Source organism: Ligilactobacillus sp. JN-6 (Y).1, from assembly GCF_058111525.1.
Genome location: NZ_CM176599.1, coordinates 849,589 through 873,019 on the forward strand (window position 1 = coordinate 849,589; position 23,431 = coordinate 873,019).

Sequence of the window (23,431 nt, forward strand, 5' to 3'; positions counted from 1 at the left end):
GTCTTACCAAGTACACATATTGCTGTTAACTTGTAATATGTGTCTTTCAATAAGACTTGCTGTCTCCTCATTAGGATGACTTGATCAAATATACGGGGGTATATAACAAATGGAGAAATATCAATTCAACCTGCCTGATATCGGCGAAGGTATTGCTGAAGGTACAGTTGGTGAATGGCATGTTAAAGAAGGCGAAGAAGTTAAAGAAGACGGCGATTTGGTGCAAATCGAAAATGATAAATCCGTTGAAGAACTTCCTTCACCTGTTGGTGGTAAAGTTACTAAGATCTTGGTCCCTGAAGGTGAGACTGCTGAAGTCGGCCAACCTCTAGTTGAACTTGAAGTTGAAGACGGCAAAGGTAACGTTTCTGGAGATGCTTCTTCCGCTTCCGAAGAAGAAAAACCAGCTGAACCTGCTGCTGCTGATTCTAACGGATCTGGTAAAGATACCTACCAATTCAACTTGCCTGATATCGGCGAAGGTATTGCTGAAGGTACAGTTGGTGAATGGCATGTTAAAGAAGGCGAAGAAGTTAAAGAAGACGGCGATCTGGTGCAAATCGAAAATGATAAATCCGTCGAAGAACTTCCTTCACCTGTTGCTGGTAAGGTTACTAAGATCTTGGTCCCTGAAGGTGAAACTGCTGAAGTCGGCCAACCTCTAGTTGAACTTGAAGTCGCTGCTGGGCAAGGCAATGTTGAAGGCGGCGCTAAAGAAGAAGCTGCTCCTGCTGCTTCGGAAAGCAAAGAAGCTCCTACCGCTTCAACATCATCTGCAACAGCACCAACTGGTGAAAAACAAGACCATTCCTTGCCAGTTTTGGCTATGCCTGGTGTTCGTGCATACGCACGCGATAAAGGTGCAGACCTAACACAGATCAGTGGTAGTGGTAATCACGGTCAGATCTTGAAAACTGACATCGACAGCTTCTTAGCTGGTGGCGGTGCTAAAGCAACTGAAAGCGAAACAACCGAACAACCTGCTGAAAAAGAAAAGGCAGCTGCCGCTCCAGTTTCAACTTCACCAGACTGGCCAGAACATGCTGAAAAAATGTCTGGCATCCGTTATGCTACGGCTAAGGCTATGACTCGTTCTAATGACAACATCCCACATGTGCATATCTTTGACGAAGTTGTCGTTGATAAGATGTGGGATCACCGTAAGAAGTACAAAGAACTCGCTGCTTCTAAAGGCGTTCATTTGACATTCTTAGCTTACGTTACAAAAGCACTTGCAGTTGTCTTGAAAGAATTCCCGATCTTCAATTCGCAAGTAGATATGGATAACAAACAAAGTGTATTCAAAGACTATATCAATATTGGTATTGCTACTGATACTGATCGTGGTCTCTTTGTTCCAAATGTTAAACACGCTGACCAGCAAAGCTTATTCGATGTCGCTCGTTCGATCAGCGAAAACACTGAAAAAGCTAAAGATGGTAAGTTAAGTTCTGGTGACATGAGCCATACAGGTATTTCGATCACTAATATTGGCTCAGTCGGTGGCGGCTTCTTTACCCCAATTATCAACTTCCCTGAAGTTGCAATTCTAGGTTTCGGTAAGATCAGCCCAGAACCTGTCGTTGTTGACGGTGAAATTAAATCTGCCCGTGTCCTGAAATTGACTATGGCATTTGACCACCGTGTGATCGATGGTGCAACTGCTCAACGTGCAGTTAACCGTCTGAAAGAATTGTTGGGCGACCCAGAGTTGCTTTTGATGGAGGGATAATTAAATGGTAGTTGGAGATTTTGCAGAAGATTTAGATACTGTTGTGATCGGTGCCGGCCCTGGTGGCTACGTCGCAGCGATACATGCAGCTGAATTAGGACAAAAAGTTACCGTGATCGAACGTGAATTTATTGGTGGCGTTTGCTTAAACGTTGGCTGTATCCCTTCTAAAGCTTTGATCGAAGCAGCACATCATTATCAACAAGCCTTAGGTACAAGCGACATGGGCATTGCCACTAAAGATGCAACGATTGATTTTACTAAGACACAAGAATGGAAAGGTTCCGTAGTCAACAAATTAACCAGCGGTGTTGCTGGTCTCTTTAAAAAGCATCATATTGATGTTTTGTGGGGCGAAGCATTCTTAAAAGATGATCACAGTTTGCGAGTGATCGGCAACGATGATTCCGCTCAAACTTATAACTTTAATAATTTGATCGTGGCTTCTGGTAGTCATCCGGTCGAAATCCCTAACTTTAAGTTCGAGGGTCGTGTTGTTGATTCAACTGGTGCTTTAGCACTTAAAGATGTTCCAAAAGAGTTAGTCGTTATCGGCGGTGGATACATCGGCAGCGAATTAGCATCAGCTTATGCTGAACTTGGTTCCCATGTAACCATCATCGAAGGTTTGGATTCAATTTTAGCTAACTATGAATCCGATATGGTCAAAGTCGTTAAGCAAAACATGACCGATCACAATATCGACATTTATACTTCTGCCATGGCCAAAAAGGCAGAACAAACAGATGATTCTGTCACAGTCACTGCTGAAGTCAATGGTGAGACTAAGGAATTCAAAGCCGACTACTGCATTGTTTCAGTTGGACGTAAACCAAATACGGCTGAGATGGGACTTGTACAGGCTGGAGTCAAAACAGATGACCATGGTTTGATCGAAGTCGATAACCAAGGACGTACCAATATCTCACACATCTTCGCTATCGGTGACGTAGTTGCTGGTGCAGCTTTAGCACACAAAGCTAGTTATGAAGGTAAGATCGCTGCTGAAGCTATTTCTGGCAAATCAAGTATTGTTGATTACCGTGCTATGCCAGCCGTTTGTTATACTGGTGAACAGATCGCTACCACTGGCTTAACAGTCGCAGAAGCTAAAGATCAAGGCTTGGATGTTAAAAAAGCACAATTCCCATTTGCAGCAAATGGCCGTGCAATTTCGATGGATGCGACAAGGGGCTTTATCCGTCTAGTATTTACTAAAGACGAAGAACAAATCGTTGGGGCACAAATTGTTGGAGCAAATGCTGCCGACTTGATCACTGAGTTAACATTAGCGGTTGAATCAGGCGCAACTCTTGATGATGTTGCTTTGACTATTCATCCACATCCTTCATTAGCTGAAGGTGTCATGGATGCCGCTGATGTTGGTTTAGGTTTCCCAACTAATATTTAAAAATTTGTCAAATCAATTTTTGATCCCCTTTACTGGGGATTTTTTTATGACTAGTCACTATAGTATAAATATCCTTGAATTCAATAATTTTTAATGCTACCATGAAAGCGTAACCATAGCTGCTTTCAATAGTAGTTTCTATGATCTATCACAAAATAAACAAAATATCTGACAGTTATAACAAGAACTATTTGAACAACATCTTGCTAACTGGTGGATTTTTGCGTAATAGAGAGGGCAATAACATGCAATATATCGCAATGGACACTAAAGATATTCGGACTAACCTTGCTACAGAACAATATCTGATGAACAGTAGTAAAATGACACCACCGTTTATGCTATTCTATATTGAAGAACCATGTATTATCGTGGGCCGAAACCAAAATACGATGGAAGAGATCGACCCAGAGTATTGTAGAGAACACAATATTACGATCACCCGTCGTTTATCTGGTGGCGGTGCTATGTACCAGGATCTGGGTAACATGTGTTTTAGCATGGTCGTCCCTGCTAAGGACCAAAAGTTTGGCGATTTTAAATCGATGGTCCAACCTGTTGTTGACGGGCTAAAAGAAATGGGCGCAAGTAACATAGAAGTCACTGGACGTAATGATATTGTGCTAAATGGACGTAAGTTTTCTGGTAACGCTATGTACACACGTGATGGTAAAACTTTCTCGCATGGAACTTGCATGTTCGATGTAGACACAGATGTAGTAGCTGATGCCTTACGTGTCCCTAAAGACAAGATCGCATCTAAAGGGATCAAATCAGTTCGTTCACGCGTGATCAATATCAAACCATATTTGAAGGAAGAATATCAAAATATGGATACATTCCAACTTCGCGATGAATTGATCAAAAAAATCTGGAAAACTAATACGATCGAAGAAGCCGAAGAAAATTATGCTTATGTCTTGGACGATGAGGATAAAAAAGAAATCGCTAAAATTGAACAGGAGATCTATTACAATTGGGATTGGGTCTACGGCAAATCACCAAAATTCACTGTCCAGCGTCGTAAACACTTTACCGGCGGCACGATCGACGCCCGATTCAACGTTGAAAACGGGATAATAAAAAATCTTGTGATCTACGGAGATTTCTTTGGGCCTGAAAACGTTGATGAATTACAAGATGATTTAAAAGGCACGAGGTATTCACAGGCAGAGATCAAAGAAAAATTAAACTCACTTGATCTTTCGCGCTTTTTCGCCGGGATCCCACAAGATGAAATTACTGAATTACTAAGTACACAGAATTAATTTTTAATAGCTAACAACTAAGGGTGGTCAGTTCTTATTGTAAGAGGATAGGCCGCCTTTTTTAGTAGTCTCTTAGGTAAGGAGCATTACATATCTAGCTAGCTGGTGGCCTATTACGCTATGAATTTCATATGTTAGAATGAAAGAGAAATTAATTTTGTGTTTATAAGACAAGGATGAAAAATATGACGAACAATAAGGAGGTTCTCTGGACAGATATCCATCCGGAACCTGTAAAAAAAATAGCCGAACAGCGTTTTACCAAGCAGTACTATGGTTTGGGGACAAAAATCACCCTAACGACTTTTGGTGCTACAACTGAAACAGATTTGAATGCAGCCAATGAGTTGGTCGTTCACTATGAAGACCTGCTGACTGTCAACAGACCAGGATCTGAAGTAATGGCCGTCAATGAAGCCGCAGGTAAAAAGCCGGTTCAAGTATCGAATGGTGTCTATGCTTTGATAAAAAGAGCCGTGGATGTCAGTCGCAAAAACCTAGGTTTTAATACTGCGATCGGGCCTTTAGTCAAACTCTGGGAGATCGGCTTTGATGATGCCCATTTGCCTACACAAGAGCAGATCAATGAACGACTACCGATAGTCGATCCTAATGAAATAGAACTAAACGACAAAGACCAAACTGTTTTTTTAAAAAAACATGACATGATGATCGATCTTGGCGGGATCGCAAAGGGCTTTATTGCCGATAGGATCAAAGATCTCTGGGCTGCCCGTGGGATCAATAATGGAATGATCGACCTTGGTGGCAATCTTTTGCTGGTCGGCAAACAACCGGTCCATGAAGATGGTTTATGGCGCGTAGGGGTTCAAGCGCCTAAAAATCAAAGAGGCCAAGCTGTTGCGGTTGTCAAAACACCAGCTTGTTCTATCGTTACCAGTGGGATCTACGAGCGTCATTTAGACATCAATGGCAAAAGCTACCACCATATCCTGGATTCAAAAACAGGCTATCCGCGCAGTAATAACCTAGCCAGTGTCACTGTCTTCTCAAAATATTCGATCGATGGCGAGATCCACACAACTGAACTGTTCTTTGCAGGTGAGCCCGTCAAAGACTGGGGTGAAAATGACCGGGACCTTTACGGTGCTGTTTTCGTAACAAAAGATAACAAGATCTTAGTCAGCGGAATAAAGCCCGAAAACATTAAAGTAATCGACCCGGATTTTGAATTATTATCATAACATAAACTCAAAGAGCCAAGGAAGTGAAGTGAAACCCTTTCTCGGCTCTTTTTACTTATACAATTGATTTCTCATATTGGCAGACTGTTGCGCTACCAATACTGTACTTTGTCTTCATAGTCAAGTTCCACAAACCAAGATCACGCTATATGACTAGACTACGATAATGCTCACTTTCTCCTGCTTCACTTCAATCTTTGTTTTATATTATAGTCGAGCTCCGCAAGCCTGGACTTTCCGCTCTGTGTTTTAATATTCCTCCAACAAACTTCGTAATATTTTTACATTTTCCTGCAATCTGGCTCCGATGTCTGTATCAGCTACCGACTTTCTATTAACTTCATGATTGACTACCCTTCTCGTAGAGACAATGTCTTTACCATTAACGATCGAATCTTCCTTTGAAGTAAATGGGTGGTGCTCCACCAGCTGCAAACCATATGAGTTATACAAGAGTGTATAGCCGCCAAAGCCCGTTGTCGGTTGGTATGCCTTTGAATAACCCCCATCGATCACTAACATCTTGCCATTAGCCATAATGGCATCATGCCCTCTTTTAACGGGCGTATGGCCATTGATAACGTGACCATCTTTTGGATCCAGCCCAAATTCTTCTAACAAACTATCAACAAAATCTTCATTGTGACGTAATTTAAAATATGGGTTACGGACTTCCTCATGAGTAGCCTGCTCTTTAATAAAATAACGTTCAAACGTTGTCATGGCTTGTTTGCCGAATAACGGTGAGATCGGACCCTGCCACAAGTACCAAATCAAATCAGCGGCGCTCTGATCATCACCACACGGATCATTATAGGCATGACGTACTTGCTGGTCGAAGAAATCTACCAACTGCTTGCCACGATATTTCTTTCCATGATACTTAAACGGTAAAAGTTCACCCTTTTCTGTAACTGGCATGCAGCCGTGTAACAGCAAGTCATCATTATAGCGCAAGTACATGCTCCCTTTATTTACCAAAAGATCCAAATGCTTCTGCAACCTTTTAGATCCTACAAATGAATGCAATAAACCTTCAATGAGTTCTTGCTCTTCATTTGTTAATTTACCAGGTTCCCTGGGGTCAATTAATTTAAAACATGTGTTAGTTAATTGGTAGGTCTTACCCTGCAATTCAATGGTATTATTCTCGTAATCGACCTTGTTCAGTAAAGCCCGCTGATCCATATGAAAGTCTGGTTCTCTAGCAATTGTTTGGACTTCCATTTTAAACTGCATTATGGCCACCGCTTGTTGAATCTGGGTCAATTGTAACCTTTCCCCGTCAAAGTTGAACGAGTCTCCATCAACTAGCTTCGGCCGAAAAGCCGGGTTATCTGTATAATTTTCTTCGGCAAAACGCGATAAATGACGTAAACTGATTCCGTAGGCATCTTCGATCGTTGCTAAGTTATTATACCTTGCACTGATCCGCAACAAATTCAGCATGCATAATGCCGAGCCAGATGAAGCTCCGACCCATAACATGTCATGATTTCCCCATTGGATATCGACTGAATGGTAAGACATTAAACGGTCCATGATCAATTCTGGATGGTCTCCTCGATCATAAATATCACCCAGGACATGTAAATGGTCAACAACTAATCGTTGGATAGTATAATAAGTTGCAATAATAAATTCATCAGTAACTTCCATTGACACTAAGTTTTTCATCAGTTGGTCAATATAACTACGTTTATCAAACTCTTGTGGGTCAGTATATAATAATTCTTCCGTAATATAAGCAAAGTTTGGATCAAGTGCTTTACGGACTTTTGACCGGGTATATTTAGTGGAAACGAATTCTAGTAATTCGACCAAGCGCTGGATGGTATCCAAATACCATTGTTCTAAAGTATCATCTTTATCTTGTTGCAGCTGCTGTTTTTTATATTCAAGTTTTTCTTCAGGATAATAGATCAAGCTCGCAAAATTTTGTAACCGGCTAGGCGTCAGTCTTCCGCCAAAAACATCCGTGATCTTATTTTTAATATTACCGGAACCGTTGCGCAAAATATGGTCAAATGCACTATATTCTCCATGAAGATCGCTAACAAAATGCTCAGTTGCCTTCGGTAAGTGTAAGATCGCCTCTAAATTCATGATCTCAGTAACCACTGCTTCCTTAGTTGGAAACCTTTCTTTCATTATTTCGCGTAAATATTGTTTTTCATTATCTTCTGTCCGGCTTTTAAATTGGTTTAGGTTATTTAACCCGTTTTCCATCATAAATTACCTCACAAAGTAAATATACTCGTATTTTATATAAAGTTGATACAATCATAATATTACTTAATTTGAGCAGTTTCAACCGTTAACTATCGTTATTTACTCAAAAACGATTATGTTATCCTAGGGTCAACTATAGTTTTTCACAAATAATCGAGCTCATTATTATAAATTGGTATAGTATTATTGCTAGAATAAAGCACACTGTATCGTTGCATTCATTTGTGTTAAGATACACCAATATATGAGTATTGATTTCCAACCCTTAATTTTCAACAAACAATTATCAAAGAATTAGCTATTATCTATGAATATGCGTTATATTTAGAGTATATTAACTAATTTAAAGCTCAGAAAGGTGTTTTAAATTTGAAAAATAAAAAGAAGAGCTGGCTGCTGCTCATTTTAATTGTCATCGTAGTTGTCTGTGGCAGTTATTATGGCTGGCATGCCACGCATTTTGCAAAAAACACAGTTGTCCAAGGGGTCAAGATCGGCAAATTATCCTATAAAGATGCTGATTCAAAAATCAACTCTGACCTTAAGGAACCAGAGTTTACGATCAAAGACCCTCAAACAAAGGAAACAATTTATCATGCCAAATTAAACATAGCTGCTAGTCATGCATACCGGGATGAACTAAAAGAGTTACTCCATCAACGTCGTATTCACCCCTTTGCAACGAAGCCTGAAGCAGGAAAAAAGGCTAGTATCTACGATAAAAAGTCTGCTATCAATAATGTAAATTCACAAAAAGAGCAGATCACTCAAGCAATCGCACAAGCAAATCAAAAGCGTACTGCGCCGCAAAATGCACAGATCACTATCGCTAGTGGGCAAGCAACATTAAAAAAGGCTGTCCCCGGTAATCAGATCGATCAAACTGCCACGATAAATAATTTGATAAAAAAGCTTGATCCTAATAATGACCCTAAGCAGACCGTAGCAGCTATCTTCAAAAAGCCTACTTGGTATGGGAAAAATGAATATCAAAAGATAAATAAACTTTTAAAACAAGATTTTAAATATAAAGTGATGGGGAAAACAGAAACTACCCCTGTTAAAAAAGTTTTAACTGAAGGAACGATCAACGAAAGCGGGACACATGTGGGAATAAATCCAAGTTTTAAGTACATTCGTGGTCTGAATCAAAAGTACGCTTTAGCAGGGTCATCAAAAGCAAACTTTACTACTGCTCAAGGACAAAGCGTTTCTTTTGATAATTCTCAAGGGACTTTAGGTTGGAATATCCAAGAGTATAACGAAGGACGTTATTTACAAAAGCAGCTATTAGCTGGAAAACTTGATATCTCTGCCAAAAATATTACTAACTCTGATCAAAAATTTGATAAAACTAACCTAGCTAATATTAAAAAACAGAATCACATCGAAGTGGATCTGACTAATGAACAACTCTATTTGGTAGAAAATAATAAAGTAGTCCAAACTGCACCAGTCAATACAGGGACACCTAAGGTCAATATCCCCACTCCGACAGGCTACTATTATATCAAGTGGCGCAAAGCTCCAATGACTATGCGTGGAACTGAGAAAGATGGCACTAAGTATAGTTCTCATGTTCCACAGGCAATGGACCTGACTGACGACGGGATCTTTATTCATTCGGCTCCTTGGGTAGCAAAAAGCGTCCTAGGCAATCCATCTGCCCGCCATGAGCATGGCTCAAACGGCTGTATCAACGTTGCCCCTGCCGCTATGAAAAAACTATTTGCCCGCAGTCATCAAGGAATGCCCGTGATCGTATACGGTAATGGTTTGGCATCCTAGCGAAAACTAAAAAACATTAACGTAGCAAAACACATCCAGAATTTTGCGATCAGCTATTGTAAAACATTTATCAGGGAATAACTCTTTCTTTCGTTGCTTATTTACACTTACAATGTAATAGGGGGTTATTTCCTTTTTTGTCTCTTGAATTTACACTTTAAGTGCAACACCACACTATAATCAAAAACACGTAGTTCTTACCCAAAGCCAGTACCCGCCATCTGATTTTACAAGGAGGACAACTATGAACAATGACAGCAATTTTTTGTGGGGGGCATCATTATCTGCTCACCAAACAGAAGGGGCAGTTCACGTCGGAGGAAAACAACCATCAGTCCAAGATACACGGAAAAGAGATAATACCGAAATAGCAGATTTTTCTGTGGCAGTTGATCACTTCCATCATTACAAAGAAGACATTGATCTATTAAAAGAGATGTCCGTCAATGCTTTAAGGATCTCATTTGCTTGGACACGGATCATTAAAGAAGATGGCAGCATTAATCAAGTAGGCTTAAAACATTACACTGATGTGATCGACTATATGCTCGCACAAGGAATCAAGCCGATCGTGACTACTTACCATTTTGACCTACCCGACCATCTCCAAAAGGCCGGGGGCTGGACAAATTTTCAAACAGTCGAGGCATATAGTGAGTATGTCGAAGTGTTATTTAAGCACTTTGGCAACCGCGTTAAATACTGGTTAACGATCAACGAACCAAACATTATGTTGCTGGCTGACCAAAAAATCGTTGGTTTCCATAATAATAATCAGGATCGCTACAAATCTTTTTATAACTTAATGATCGCCGAAAAAATCGCTATCCAGAAATGTCATTCATTGATCCCTGACTCTAAAATTGGTCCCATTCCCAATATTTCCTATGTTTATCCATTGTCATCTAAGCCGGAAGATATTAGGGCTGCAACTACGTTCAATGCAGTTCGAAATTGGGCCTATCTAGACTTTTCAATCAAATGTCGGATCGATCCCCTTTTTAAAGCACATTTAAAGGACTTGGGGATCACTATGGAAATCAAGCCGGAACATTTAGAACTGGTGCGAAATAATCGTCCTGACTTTATCGGGCTTAATTATTACACGAGTGCTACAGTTAGTTTTCCTAAAAAAGGAGAAAGTAAATTAGCTGGTGTTTCTGATCAGCAATCAGAAGACGTATATGAGCCGAATTCATATAAAGGAGTCACTAACCCATTTTTAAAAAAGAATGAATTTAACTGGACACTTGATCCTACTGGTTTACAAACTACGCTTGAAGTTACTAATGATCGCTACGAAATGCCAATTATTATCACTGAAAACGGCTTAGGAGCTTATGATGAGTTAACCGCAGATCATAAAATTCATGACCAGTATAGGATCGATTATCTGCAAAAACATTTAGCCGCAATTGAAAAGGCAAAAGAAAATGAAGTTCCAGTTTGTGGCTATTTGCCATGGTCTGCGATCGACTTAGTCAGCGTCCATGAAGGTATGCATAAAAGGTACGGATTTATTTACATAGACCGTACTGAAGATGATCTAAAAGATCTGAAACGTTATCCAAAAGATAGCTACTATTGGTTTAGGCAAGTTATTAGACAAGGAGGGGTGTAACCATGAATAATTTTTTTGCTTTTTTAGAAAAAAGGCTGCTTCCTCCTTTGAATAAAGCTGCTAATACTAAGGTAGTCAAGGGGATCATGAATGCTAGTTTAACGGCAGTTCCATTTACAATTGTGGCTTCAATTTTCTTAATTATTAATAACTTACCGCAAATTTTCCCCTTTGCTGCTGATTTCCTTAATAAAACAATTCTTCGCTTTAGCGCATTCTATTCGTTAGGCAATACCATGGCACTTGGATCGATCGCAATTTACTATTCATTGGCTGTTGGATACTATTATGTTGAGGAATATCGGCGTGCTGGTGAAGAAAAGCTAAATTCATTTTCAGGAGCAATTTTATCGCTTTTCGCTTTTCTTATGACTATCCCATCGATCATCTGGAAAAACGGAACTGCTACAGGACTTTCGGTAGCTATTAAAAACGGTACAGGAACAGTTAACGGAACAGCTCTTACAGATGGTTGGATCACTCGTTTTGGCGGGGTAGGTATTTTCATTTCAATAGTAGTGGGCGTTTTGGCAGTTCAAATCTACCGTTTTTGTGTTAACAAGAACCTCTCCATCAAGATGCCAGAAGGCGTGCCGGATGGAGTGAGCCGGTCCTTTGCTTCACTGATCCCTTTGATCTTAGTCGCTTTCACTATGATCCTTATCATAACGTTGCTAGGATTTATGCATACTGACCTGCATGCGTTACTATCTGTCCCCTTCGGATTTGTTAAACATTTGACTGGCTCTTGGATAGGCATGTTGATTATCTTGCTTTTAATTCATTTACTATGGATAGTTGGGATCCATGGAACTGCGATCATTAAAAATAGTTTTATTAACCCGATCTTACTAGTGGCACTGACCGAAAATGTTAATGGTGCTCATAATGTTTTTGCAGGTGACTTTATCAACATGTGGATCTTCATTGGCGGTGCTGGTGGTACCTTGGGGCTAGTGTTATTGATGAGTTTTCAAGCAAAATCTTAACAATTACGCGTTTTGGGCAAGACTGCGATCTTACCAGCGATCTTTAATATTAATGAACCAGTAATATTTGGGGCACCGATAGTATATAACCCATATTTAATGATCCCATTCTTGATCAACCCTTTGGTCACATCCTCACTCACGTATTTTGCGATCAAACTAGGCCTTGTCGGAATTGTTAAGTCTGCGATCGCATGGATCTTACCCGTGGGTTTGGGAGCCTGGTTAGGGACAAACGGAAATATTGCAGCTGTTCTACTGGCTTTTATTAATTTGTTTTTGTCGATCGTCATCTACTATCCATTTTTTAAACTTTACGATGAAAAATTATTGGCAGAAGAAAAATAAGTATATAACTATACTGGTATTAGAGTCTCTTAAATTTGAAGTAAAAAACATAAAGTATTATGAAATGCTCCTTTATAGTAAAACATGGGCTCAAAAGCCTATGTTCTACTGTAAGGGAGCTTTTAATATTTAGTGCTGAGCAGCTTAAAATAATACCACATCAATATGTGCAAATAATATAAACTACAGACACCGCCTGTCGATCAATCATGCGAGTGACGTACACAAACAGCCAAACTTTTTAACTATCTTTTAAACTAAAAACAGGGCAGCCCTTTAAAAGACTGTCCTGTTTACCCTTATGATTCGACCGTTGCAAGTTGATTGTCTAGATTCCTGACGAAAGTTGTTTCACGTGAAACAATTCTCCGTAAATGTCGTTTACTTAATTTCTACTAAATTTGCGCAGTACAAGTTTGCCAAATCAACAACTTGCTGTTCACTAGCAGTGAATGAGAATACCGTATGGTGGCCACCACCAGCATGGATCCAATCTGTAGCGCCCTGCTTCAAGCCAACCTTTGGTGTCCACAATTGTTTAGCAACTGGCAAATGTGGAGTTTCCTTTTCAGGCTTGTTTGCATCAACTGGGTAACTAATGATCTTGAATCCGTCACGGAAATCAGCCATTGTAACATCAATAGCGTCACCTTCTGAACCTGTAAATACCAAACGTGCGGGATCTTCTTTATCACCAATATCCAATGGGTGAACTTCAACACGTGGTTTTTCAGATGCGATCGAAGGGTCAACTTCAAGCATATGTGAGCCAAGGATTGCTTCGTGTCCCTTACGCAAATCAAGTGTATAGTCTTCCATGAAGGCTGTTTGCTTGTTGTGTGTCATGATCTTGAATGTCCGCAACAATGCGGCTGTCTTCCAGTCACCTTCACCAGCAAAACCATAGCCATCGCGCATCAATAATTGTGCTGATAATCCTTGCAACTCTTCGATATCATGCAAGTCTTGGAAGTTGGTAGTAAATGCTGAATAACCTCCACGTTCAAAGAAACGTTTCATAGCAATGTATTGCTTCAATTGATAACGAACTGCATGTTCATATTTTTCAGGGTCATTATCACCTTGGACTAATTCGTACTTGCTCTTCAAATCCTCGTATTCTGCATCAATTTCTTTTTCAGTAACTTTGTTGATCTCCTCAACTAAGTCAGCAACTGGATAATAGTCGACTGTCCAGCCAAGTTGGATCTGAGCCTGAACTTTGTCACCTTCTGTAACGGCAACGTCACGCATCGTATCACCAAAACGAACAACTTTTAAGTTGAATGATTCGTTATAAGCAACTGCAACGTCTTCCCAGTCAGCGATTTCTTTTTGAACTTCTTCGTCACCCCAGTAGCCATAAATAATTTTATTACGTTTGTCTAAACGTGCGTTAATGTAACCATATTCACGGTCACCATGAGCACTTTGGTTCAAGTTCATATAATCAAAGTCCATCGTGTCATACGGAATATTGTTCAGATATTGCGTAGCCAGATGCAACAATGGCTTTTGCAACAGCTTTGTACCACGGATCCAGTTTTTAGCTGGAGAGAATGTGTGCATCCATGTGATCACACCAGCAACCTTATCTTGATAGTTAGCTTCCTTCATGAACTTTGTAATACCATCTGCATCTGTCAAAACCTGTTTAAAGACGATCTTATATGGCAAATTACCCTTTTCGTTCAAACCTTCAACAATTTTCTTAGCATCTTCAGCCACACTCTTCAATGTGTCTTCACCATAAAGAGGTTGACTACCTGCAGCAAACCAAAATTCATACTCTGGTACTGATAACATTAAAAACACTCCTTAGATTATTATTTGAGTTTCCTGTTTTGTAGTTATAATTGGCTAAAAACATTCCACTCGGTTTTTAAATTTGATACACATATTTTATGAACACTCGAGCTTCAGCCGCTCATTTACGCTTGGCATGTGACTGCGACTGTGCATTGTCCTGACCATAGTAGGCATTCTTACCATGTTTTCTATAATAGTGCTTGTCTAACAAATACTGTGGAACACCGATCTGCTCATGCCCAGCCAACTGCAAGGCGTGATAATCCATCTCAGCAGCCACCTCAAGGACTTTGGAATTATAAACTGCCTTATCTGCAGTTGCTCCCCAAGTAAACGGACCATGTTGGCTGACTAAGACAGCTGGTACTGCATCTTCATCAATTCCGCGTTCTTCAAAAGTTCGCACGATCACTTTCCCGGTATTTTCTTCGTAGGCATCTTCGATCTCTTTTTTCGATAACGGATCTGAAACAGGTACTGGTCCGTAGAACGTATCCGCATGTGTGGTATTTAATGCTGGAACATCGACCCCAGCAGAAGCAAAGGAAACTGCCCAAGGAGAGTGAGTATGCGCTATTCCGCCAATATTTGGAAACTTATTATATAAGACGGTGTGTGTCGGAGTATCACTAGATGGGTTCAGCTTGCCTTCAACGACCTCTCCGTCTAGGTCAACGACCACCATATCATCAGGAGTTAATTTGTCATATTCCACGCCTGAAGGTTTGATAACAAATAGTCCCTTGTCACGGTCAATCCCTGAAACATTACCCCATGTAAAGGTAACCAAGTCTAATTTAGGAAGCTGCATATTAGCTTCATAAACTTCTTGCTTTAATTTTTCTAACATTTCACTTCACCTCTTATTGTTGTTTTTCAACCGGATCTTCTAAAACAGATGCTTTATCTTCTACTGGTAGTGCTGCTTGATAGCGCTCAATGTACTTCTCATAACCTTCAACACCAGATTTTTCTGGGCTCAATGTCATTGTTTCTGAACTCGAGAAGACTTTAGTATCCAAGAAATCAGCCAAGGAACTCTGTGCTCCAGAAGCAACATACTGCGCTAAGACAGCCATGCCCCAAGGACCACCAACACTAGCGTTTGTCATAACTGAGATCGGCAAATTCAAGGCATTGGACAAAATTTGTTGTCCAACGACTGGTGTCTTGAACAAACCACCCTGCGCGATCATCACGTCAGTCGTAATACCTTCTTCATTGGTCAAAATATCCATTCCGATCTTAAGCGGTGCAAAAGCTGAATATAACTGTGCTGTCATAAAGTTTGCCAAATTAAAATTGCTGTTTGGCGTTCTGACAAATAACGGCCGACCTTCTTCAGTTTTGGTAACTGGTTCACCTGAGAGATAGCTATAATTGACTACACCGCCAGCATCTGGATCACCTTTTGTAGTGTCCAAGAATAAGGTCGAATAGAGTTCATCAGGTTTAAGGTTCAAGCCTAACCGTCCAGCAAATTCCTTGAAAACACCTGCCCAAGCATTAATATCAGACGAACAATTATTGATATGGACCATCGCAACTGGCAGTCCATCTGGTGTTTGAACAATATCGATATCTCTATGAACTTTCTTCAACGGTTTATCCAATACAACCATCGAAAACTCAGACGTCCCGACCGAAATATTACCAGTCCGTAACCGAACACTGTTAGTCGAGATCATACCAGTCCCTGCGTCACCCTCAGGTGGTGCCATAACACTGCCCGCCTGCAACTTACCAGAGGGATCAAGTAATTTAACCCCCGTCTCTGTCAAGTTGCCAGCGCTTTGCCCGGCCTTCAAAACTGTTGGCAAAATATCTTGCAGCTTCCAAGAATATTGTTTGACCAGATCCAACTCATCAAATTGGGCCATCTTGTCTTGATCAAACTGCCCCTCTTTATCGATCGGAAACATTCCTGAAGCATCACCAACACCAATGTTTTTATTACCTGATAATTGCCAATGAACATAACCAGCTAGAGTAGTGATAAAATCAACGTCCTTAACATGCTCTTCCTTTTGTAAAATCGCATGATATAGATGAGCTATACTCCAGCGCAACGGAATATTAAAATCAAACAATTTTGTTAGCTCACCAGCAGCATCTTCGGTGATCGTATTACGCCATGTTCTAAATGGGACCAGCAATTCATCATTTTTATCAAATGCCAGGTAACCATGCATCATTGCACTAACACCGACCGAGCCGATTTTTTCAACTTGAACATGGTACTTAGTCGAGACTTCAGCGGCCATTTGTTGATAGCTTTGTTTGATCCCATCCCAAACTTCATCTAAAGAATAGGTCCACACGCCGTCTTTCAAGCTGTTTTCCCATAGAAAGCTGCCTGAAGCAATTGGTTCAAATTCTTTTGTTACTAAGACTGATTTGATCTGTGTCGAACCAAGCTCGATCCCTAAGGCCGTATTGCCAGCCTGGATCTCTTTGGCTGTTTCAGCGATATTCATTCAAACTACCTCCTAGTCTTTATTTTTTCCATGATTCATTCCAGCTTCTTGGATCTCTTCCAGAGTATGGCCCTGTGTTTCAGGAACACGGTAATGAATAAATAAGACGCCTGCTAAACAAATCACACCAAAAATTGCAAAAACTGCTTCTTGGGACATTGCAGCTGTCATAATTGGGAAGATCAAACCAACTGCCCATGAACCGACCCAATTCATTGAAGAAGCTAAACCGGAAGCACGTCCACGAACAGCAAGTGGGAACATTTCACCAACAATGACCCATGTCAGAGGTGCCCAAGTAAATGAGTAAAATGCAACATAGATACACAAGAAAACAACGATCGTGATCGGATTCATATTATCGATCATAATATTCAATAGTGACGGCAAAATAAATGATAGGCCCATTACCGTACCACCAAGCATTAACAAGGTCCGCCGTTTAACTTTTTCAGCGATCGCAATGTAAAATAATGAACCCAAAACCAAGATCACACCTTGAACAACAGGCCACAATAAGGCGGAACTTGCAGCATTCCCAGTAGCCTTCTCAACGATCAAGGGTATATAGTAGAAGATCGCATTAGCACCTTGAAATTGTTGGAATGTAGCAACACCAACACCCGCAATAACCAGATATCGGTATTTACCACTAAACAACGTTGCCCAAGATGTCTTTTGTTCTACTTTATTTTCTTCTTTTGAAGCTTCTTCGATCGATTTTATTTCCCGATCGATCTCACTGTCATCCTTACGGATATAAGACAAAACTTCTCGAGCTTCATCCCGCTTGCCGTTCTTGATCAAGAAACGAGGTGATTCTGGTAACTTCAACACACCCAAAAATAAAATTGCAGCTGGAATAGCAGCGCAACCAAGCATTACACGCCAGCCCCATTCCTGAGGAAGACCTTTGAGTAGGAAGTCCATAATGTAAGATAAAAGCATACCAGTCGTGATCATCGTCTGATTCAAACCTGATAAGCTTCCACGTGCATTGGCCGGAGCCATTTCAGACATGTAAGCGGGTACCAGAGCAGACGCTGCACCAACAGCCAACCCCAACAAGATCCTGACAATGATCAAATAGATAGATCCATTATTCGGTGACACCATTGAAAGAAGTGAAAATATAGCAAAAATTATTGCCGAAACTAAGATCATCTTTTTCCGACCAAACTTATCAGATAGCTGTCCAGCAACAGATCCTCCGAAAATCGCACCAAACATGACCGCGGATGTGATCCAACCAACTATCGAAGCATTAGTTAAGTTCCAATCGTTTTGCAAAAAAGGCAAGGCACCTGTCATGACACCAATGTCATAGCCAAATAAAATACCTCCAAAGGAACCGAAGAAATATATATATTTACTCGAGATCTTTTTTTCTTGAGCCACGGAACTTTCCTCCTTAAATCAAAAATTATTAATTTTAGAACGTTTGCAATAAAGCTTATCCGTTCTTTGTAACCGTTTATAATAATAAATATTTCATGCGAATGATTCCACCCTCTTAAAAATTCATTCGCATAAATATGTGGAACAAAACGGGTGTAACCCTTTACATTTCAAGGCTTTCTCTTTTGTGAAACAATTATTTATTTTTTTAGCCTATTAGTTTTAAATAGTCATTTGAAATTTATAGTACCAAAAAATCCCACAACTACTTATTTAAAAAGTGTTTTCACAAACCGGTTTGCTTGTGTTATCCTAAAAACATAAAATAAAATATTTGCAGACAATTTTTTATTGATTTAAATTTATTCAAATGAATTATGGGGTTAAACGAAATGAAAAGTGACTTTATTAAAGTCAAAGAAAAACTAAAGAACCAAATTACTTTTGGATCATATCAAATGAACGACAAGTTACCCACTGAAACCGAATTGATGGTAGCTTTTAATGTTTCCCGTTATGCGGTTAGAAAGGCTTTAATAGAGCTGCAACATGAACATTTTATTTATAAGATCCAGGGTAGCGGAATGTATGTTGAAGAATGGAACAAAAAATGGAATTTAAACACCGAAAGTAAAACGATCGGTTTGATCTGTACACACATTGCCGACTACATCTTTCCTAAAGTGATCTCTCAAATTGACACCGTTATCGGCAAGGAAAACTACTCCCTTCTACTGGCTAACACACACAATGATCCAGAAAAGGAACGCTTGAGTCTTATCAAGATGCTCGACTCACAAGTTGCTGGCTTAATAATAGAGCCCAGTGAAAGTGCCAAGCCTAACAGGAATTTGGATATTTATCAGCAAATCACCAAAAATAAGATACCTTTACTATTTATCAATGCAAAATATCCTGAATTAGACGCACCCGGGATCTTAAACGCCGACACCGAAGCTGAGAAAAAATTGGTTAAATATCTTTTGGAGATGGGCCACCGTGAGGTCCTTGGGGTCTTTCAAGTTGATGACCGTCAAGGTGTTCACCGAATGAGTGGCTTTATACAAGCTTATCAAGAAATGTCGCTCGACCCCTCAGACAGTAGTATTATTATGTATAGTTCCCATGATCCTTTCGAAGTCGTTAGCAAAAAAATCGACTTTTACTTCAGGGATACTTCTCATCCGACTGCGATCGCCTGCTATAACGATCAACTGGCCATCAAAGTCCTCGCCAAATTAAAAGAACAGGGCTTATCTATCCCACAAGACATTTCATTGGTTGGTTTCGATAATTTTGATTCCTCTGCTTACCTTAGTCCTAGCTTGACGACCATGAACTATCAGCGTACTAAAGTCGGACAAGAAGCCGGTGAAGGGATTTTAGCTGTGATCAAAGGAAAGAAAATAAAAACAATTGTCCATCACCCTAAAATACAATTACGTAATTCTGTACGAAAGATCGAAAAAAACCACCAGTAGAACTGGAGGTTTTTTGGTATGCCCTAAAAGGGCTTGACCTGTGGCATAGCCTCTGAAAGAGGCCCAGAAAATTCCTGCCAACCGCCAATGCTTTTATGCTACCTTACTTATACTTTTTATTTTTTCTATATTTATTTACCTCGTCTTTAAATGGGTCTAAATATTCTCTTTTCGTCATTTTATCCTCTAGACGATCTTCTGATTCTTGTTCACGTATATACTTTTGAATTGTTTTTTGATTAAGACCAACTGTACTGACATAGTATCCTCTCTTATTACCGTATTTGTAGACTAAATTAGCGTGACGCTCATGAATCAATACCGCACTTCTTCCTTTTAAATATCCCATAAACGATGAAACACTTAATTTTGGTGGGATCCTGACCAACATATGAATATGATCTGGCATTGCATGAGTTTCAATAATTTCGACATCTTTATTTTCACATAACCGTCGCAGTATTTGTCCTATATCTTTCCTAATTTCATTATAAATAACTTTTCTACGATATTTTGGTGTGAATACTAAATGATATTTACAATTCCACCTCGTATGTGCTAAGCTACTATCGTCTTTAGACACTTTAAGATCTCCCTTCGTTCTTTAGTTAGCGGTTGGTAGCCACTAACTATTTTAGCTGAAGGAAGGTCTTTTTTGCTAGAAGCTTCTCGAGTCGCACACGTATAACGTGTGGTTTATTAGCATCGTACTAAAAAAGATAGTATGAGATTTTTAGAGTTTAGAAATCTCATACTATTTTCATTAAGCTAAAGCCTACGTCAAAGCGTAACTATTACATAAAAATTAAATCATACAATTCTGAAGAAAAATCATTCTTTTACAGAAACACGAATCATATTCCATGAATAAGGCTGTAGTCGTGCTACGATCTGTTTTGAAGATACGTCTACTTCACCAAGTTTTTCAAGCTTCATATCTTGATCTTCATTTGTCTGTTTCAAATCATAACCACAAAATTTGGTTGCTTCAACTACATTATTTAATTGAAAATTGGTGAAATTACTTTCGAAATCCATCGGCTCTTTAGTCTTATTTTCTACAAAAACGACTATTTCTTTAGACTCTGGGTTATAGACTACAGTTGAACTAGAAGATAAATATTTTTGTCCCTTAATCGAATAGGACGAAACTTCTTTATTTACATCCAAAGTATACCCTTGACCATAATTTGACACCTGCATAAACGGGTAAAAAATAGACTGGTACCATAAAGAAGGTGACCCATCGTTATTAGTCATAATTGGCGCAATAACATTTACTAACTGAGCTAAACACCCTATTTTAACTCTATCGGCGTGTTCCATTAACACATTTGCTAATGCCCCAACTAATAAAGCATCTTCGAAGTTATAATGATCTTCTAACAAATGGGGAGCCTTTTGCCATGGTTCTTGCTCAACATCAGCTTTTTTAGTATGATACCATACATTCCATTCATCCATCGCCAAATTAATCTTTTTATCACTATGTCGCCGGGCTTTTACGGCATCACAAATGGACACCACATCGTTTATAAAGCCGTCAAAGTCCTCTGACCATCCTAAGAATTTATCAATATCATTATCATAATTATCATAATATTGATGCAAGGAAAGATAATCAACATTATCATAAACATAGTCTAGCAACGTTTCTTCCCACGTGCCAAAGGTGTCCATTGTTCGTAAAGAGCTTCCGCTAGCCACTAACTCAATACTTGGATCTATTAATTTCATTACTTTAGCTGTTTCGTGCGCGGCGCGGCCATATTCCTCAGCAGTGTCATGTCCTATCTGCCAGTCTCCATCCATCTCATTACCAATAGACCAAACTTTGATATTAAAAGGCTCCTCGGCACCATTTTTACGTCTAAGATCACTCCAGTATGTCCCTTTAGGAAAATTACAATACTCTACTAAATTTCTGGCTGCATCTATGTCCCGAGTACCCATATTGACGGCCATATCAGGCTCTGCTCCTACCTTTTTACACCATTTAATAAATTCATGTAATCCAAATTGATTAATTTCGATACTTTGCCAGGCTAAGTCTAACTTAGTGGGGCGTTTTTCTTTGGGACCAATTCCATCCTCCCAATTATAACCAGAAACAAAATTTCCTCCAGGGTAGCGAATTAATGGCACATTCAATTTTTTTACTGCCTCAATAACGTCTGTTCTAAATCCATCTTCATCAGCAGATGGATGGTCCGGTTGATAAACCCCATTATAAATAGACCTTCCAACATGCTCAGTAAAAGAACCCCACATTCTTGGATCAATTTTTCCAATTACTTTATCTTTATCAACATTTAAAATCGTTTTAATAACAATCACTCCTCATTGAGTTTCAAAAACCTGATTATCCTTTCCTAATAATAAACTGCCAATAAATTGTTAAGTTCAATCAACCTTACCGGCACTCGTATCAATTTTCTCTGTTTCACCTGCTTGAACTGGATCTTCTTTTTTAAGCAAGAAAGCAGCCAGCAAGGTAATAACAAAGACCACGATTCCCATAATAACATAAGTATGCTGATATCCTAAACTATCGTACATTGTACCAGCAGCTGATGAGAATATGAATACAGCAATTTGCTTAGCAAAATTGGACGCTAACGCATACACAGTAGCATAAACACGAATATCAAAGGCACCTGCAATATATTTCATAATCGAAGTCAGAAGGAGCGGCATTTCTAGTCCAGCTAATAACCTGAAGAAGACGACCCATCCCCATGCAGGTGACAATGCTGAACCTAAAATTCTGACACAAGTAATAAAACCATAGGCAATTAATCCGTTACGTGAACCAATTTTGTTAATGATCCAAGGCATTGGAAACATCAAAAGAAATTCAATCACAGTCTGTGCAGAACTCATATAGCTATATACAAGGGTACCTTGAGCAGCTGTATCAAAGAATGTTTTAAAAAAGATAATAAACTGTTGATCAAAAACATCAAAAATCGCGGCAGCACCCATATAAAAGATAGATAGAACCCAAAAGTTTGGATTTTTAAAAACAGTACCAATAGTCTTCAAATCCAAAGATTCGGAAGTATCTCCAGCAGCAGAAGCGTTTTCCATATTAATCTTATCACTAAACACTAATAAAAGTACCAAAACTAAAGCTGCAACTGAACAACTCCAAAAAATAGCGTTTGGCTTCCATAGAAACAGTCTACCTGCAACTAAAGCGGCCACGATGCCGGCAACGGATCCACCTAGCCTAGCGTGTGAATATTCAAAGCCATTTGCTAAACTTGCGCGTTGTACATACTGTTCAATAACACTTACGCCACCATTTAGAATAAAACTTAGAAAAATACCAGTTACAATAGCTACCAATCCAGAATTAATTTTCATTAAAGGTAAAAATAACCATTCAAAATAAGGTCCTATTAACAAACCAGCACCAGAAATTGTCAAAATTAAGTTCTTTTTAAAAAGTAGCTTATCCGAAATAACGCCGAAGAATGGCTGAAATAGAAGTGAAATTCCGGCCATCATCGAAAAAACAAGTCCAGATTGGGATCCGTTAAGGTGTCCCACTTCTTCCATCCATAAAGTCAAATATCCATTAACAGTAGCCCAAATAAAGAAATAGCTAAAATCAGTGAATGGAAATCCCCAAAAATAATTGCCTCTTTTTGCTTCTTTTTTCATTCC

At 39.4% G+C, this 23,431-nt stretch carries 15 protein-coding genes and 1 pseudogene; 8 read left to right on the top strand and 8 right to left on the bottom strand.

Annotation, left to right across the window (positions count from 1 at the left end; translation table 11 throughout):
- Window positions 1–109 precede the first annotated feature (109 nt).
- From AC3XNE_RS04050 to AC3XNE_RS04065, 4 genes are all read left to right on the top strand, one after another.
- Window positions 110–1,732, top strand: a complete 1,623-nt coding sequence (locus AC3XNE_RS04050; protein WP_489833036.1) for a 2-oxo acid dehydrogenase subunit E2 — start codon at window positions 110–112, stop codon at window positions 1,730–1,732.
- A gap of 4 nt (window positions 1,733–1,736) precedes the next feature.
- Complete coding sequence (lpdA, locus tag AC3XNE_RS04055) at window positions 1,737–3,143, top strand: dihydrolipoyl dehydrogenase (RefSeq protein WP_489833037.1); 1,407 nt, start codon at window positions 1,737–1,739, stop codon at window positions 3,141–3,143.
- 245 nt (window positions 3,144–3,388) lie between these two features.
- A complete protein-coding gene (gene lplA / locus AC3XNE_RS04060) occupies window positions 3,389–4,411 on the top strand; it encodes a lipoate--protein ligase (protein WP_489833038.1) in 1,023 nt (340 codons plus the stop codon).
- A 185-nt stretch (window positions 4,412–4,596) separates the two neighbouring features.
- Window positions 4,597–5,616 carry an FAD:protein FMN transferase gene (locus AC3XNE_RS04065; RefSeq protein ID WP_489833039.1) on the top strand — a complete coding sequence of 340 codons (1,020 nt, stop codon included), beginning with the start codon at window positions 4,597–4,599 and terminating at the stop codon, window positions 5,614–5,616.
- Window positions 5,617–5,865: 249 nt separating this feature from the next.
- Here the strand turns inward: AC3XNE_RS04065 and AC3XNE_RS04070 are convergent, their stop codons facing one another.
- The gene (locus AC3XNE_RS04070) at window positions 5,866–7,767 is read right to left on the bottom strand and encodes a fructose-1,6-bisphosphatase (protein ID WP_489833366.1); all 1,902 of its coding nucleotides are present in this window, start codon (window positions 7,765–7,767) and stop codon (window positions 5,866–5,868) included.
- A 450-nt stretch (window positions 7,768–8,217) separates the two neighbouring features.
- On the opposite strand from AC3XNE_RS04070, the gene AC3XNE_RS04075 reads away from it, so the two are divergent.
- The 3 genes and pseudogenes from AC3XNE_RS04075 (at window position 8,218) to AC3XNE_RS04085 (ending at window position 12,594) form a co-directional block, all read left to right on the top strand.
- The gene (locus AC3XNE_RS04075) at window positions 8,218–9,636 is read left to right on the top strand and encodes a L,D-transpeptidase family protein (protein WP_489833040.1); all 1,419 of its coding nucleotides are present in this window, start codon (window positions 8,218–8,220) and stop codon (window positions 9,634–9,636) included.
- A gap of 244 nt (window positions 9,637–9,880) precedes the next feature.
- Complete coding sequence (locus tag AC3XNE_RS04080; RefSeq protein WP_489833041.1) at window positions 9,881–11,257, top strand: glycoside hydrolase family 1 protein; 1,377 nt, start codon at window positions 9,881–9,883, stop codon at window positions 11,255–11,257.
- 2 nt (window positions 11,258–11,259) lie between these two features.
- Window positions 11,260–12,594 (top strand): annotated as a pseudogene (locus AC3XNE_RS04085) (PTS transporter subunit EIIC).
- A gap of 381 nt (window positions 12,595–12,975) precedes the next feature.
- Here AC3XNE_RS04085 and araA read toward each other — a convergent pair.
- The 4 genes from araA to AC3XNE_RS04105 all read right to left on the bottom strand — a co-directional run bounded on the left by araA (window position 12,976) and on the right by AC3XNE_RS04105 (window position 18,278).
- Complete coding sequence (gene araA / locus AC3XNE_RS04090) at window positions 12,976–14,400, bottom strand: L-arabinose isomerase (RefSeq protein WP_489833042.1); 1,425 nt, start codon at window positions 14,398–14,400, stop codon at window positions 12,976–12,978.
- Between the two features lie 121 nt (window positions 14,401–14,521).
- On the bottom strand, window positions 14,522–15,253 hold the full coding sequence (locus AC3XNE_RS04095) for an L-ribulose-5-phosphate 4-epimerase (RefSeq protein ID WP_489833043.1): 732 nt from the start codon (window positions 15,251–15,253) through the stop codon (window positions 14,522–14,524).
- A 13-nt stretch (window positions 15,254–15,266) separates the two neighbouring features.
- Window positions 15,267–16,880, bottom strand: coding sequence for a xylulokinase (locus AC3XNE_RS04100; RefSeq protein ID WP_489833044.1), 1,614 nt, complete (start codon window positions 16,878–16,880; stop codon window positions 15,267–15,269).
- A gap of 12 nt (window positions 16,881–16,892) precedes the next feature.
- Entirely contained in the window at window positions 16,893–18,278 is a 1,386-nt protein-coding gene (locus tag AC3XNE_RS04105; protein WP_489833045.1) for a sugar porter family MFS transporter, read from the bottom strand.
- Window positions 18,279–18,670: 392 nt separating this feature from the next.
- Here AC3XNE_RS04105 and AC3XNE_RS04110 point away from each other — a divergent pair, with 392 nt between their 5' ends.
- Window positions 18,671–19,759, top strand: a complete 1,089-nt coding sequence (locus AC3XNE_RS04110; protein ID WP_489833046.1) for a GntR family transcriptional regulator — start codon at window positions 18,671–18,673, stop codon at window positions 19,757–19,759.
- A gap of 103 nt (window positions 19,760–19,862) precedes the next feature.
- Here the strand turns inward: AC3XNE_RS04110 and tnpA are convergent, their stop codons facing one another.
- From tnpA to AC3XNE_RS04125, 3 genes are all read right to left on the bottom strand, one after another.
- Window positions 19,863–20,342, bottom strand: coding sequence for an IS200/IS605 family transposase (tnpA, locus tag AC3XNE_RS04115; protein ID WP_489833047.1), 480 nt, complete (start codon window positions 20,340–20,342; stop codon window positions 19,863–19,865).
- A 248-nt stretch (window positions 20,343–20,590) separates the two neighbouring features.
- Window positions 20,591–22,030, bottom strand: coding sequence for an arabinosylfuranosidase ArfA (gene arfA / locus AC3XNE_RS04120; protein ID WP_489833367.1), 1,440 nt, complete (start codon window positions 22,028–22,030; stop codon window positions 20,591–20,593).
- Between the two features lie 132 nt (window positions 22,031–22,162).
- On the bottom strand, window positions 22,163–23,428 hold the full coding sequence (locus AC3XNE_RS04125; RefSeq protein ID WP_489833048.1) for an oligosaccharide MFS transporter: 1,266 nt from the start codon (window positions 23,426–23,428) through the stop codon (window positions 22,163–22,165).
- Window positions 23,429–23,431 lie beyond the last annotated feature (3 nt).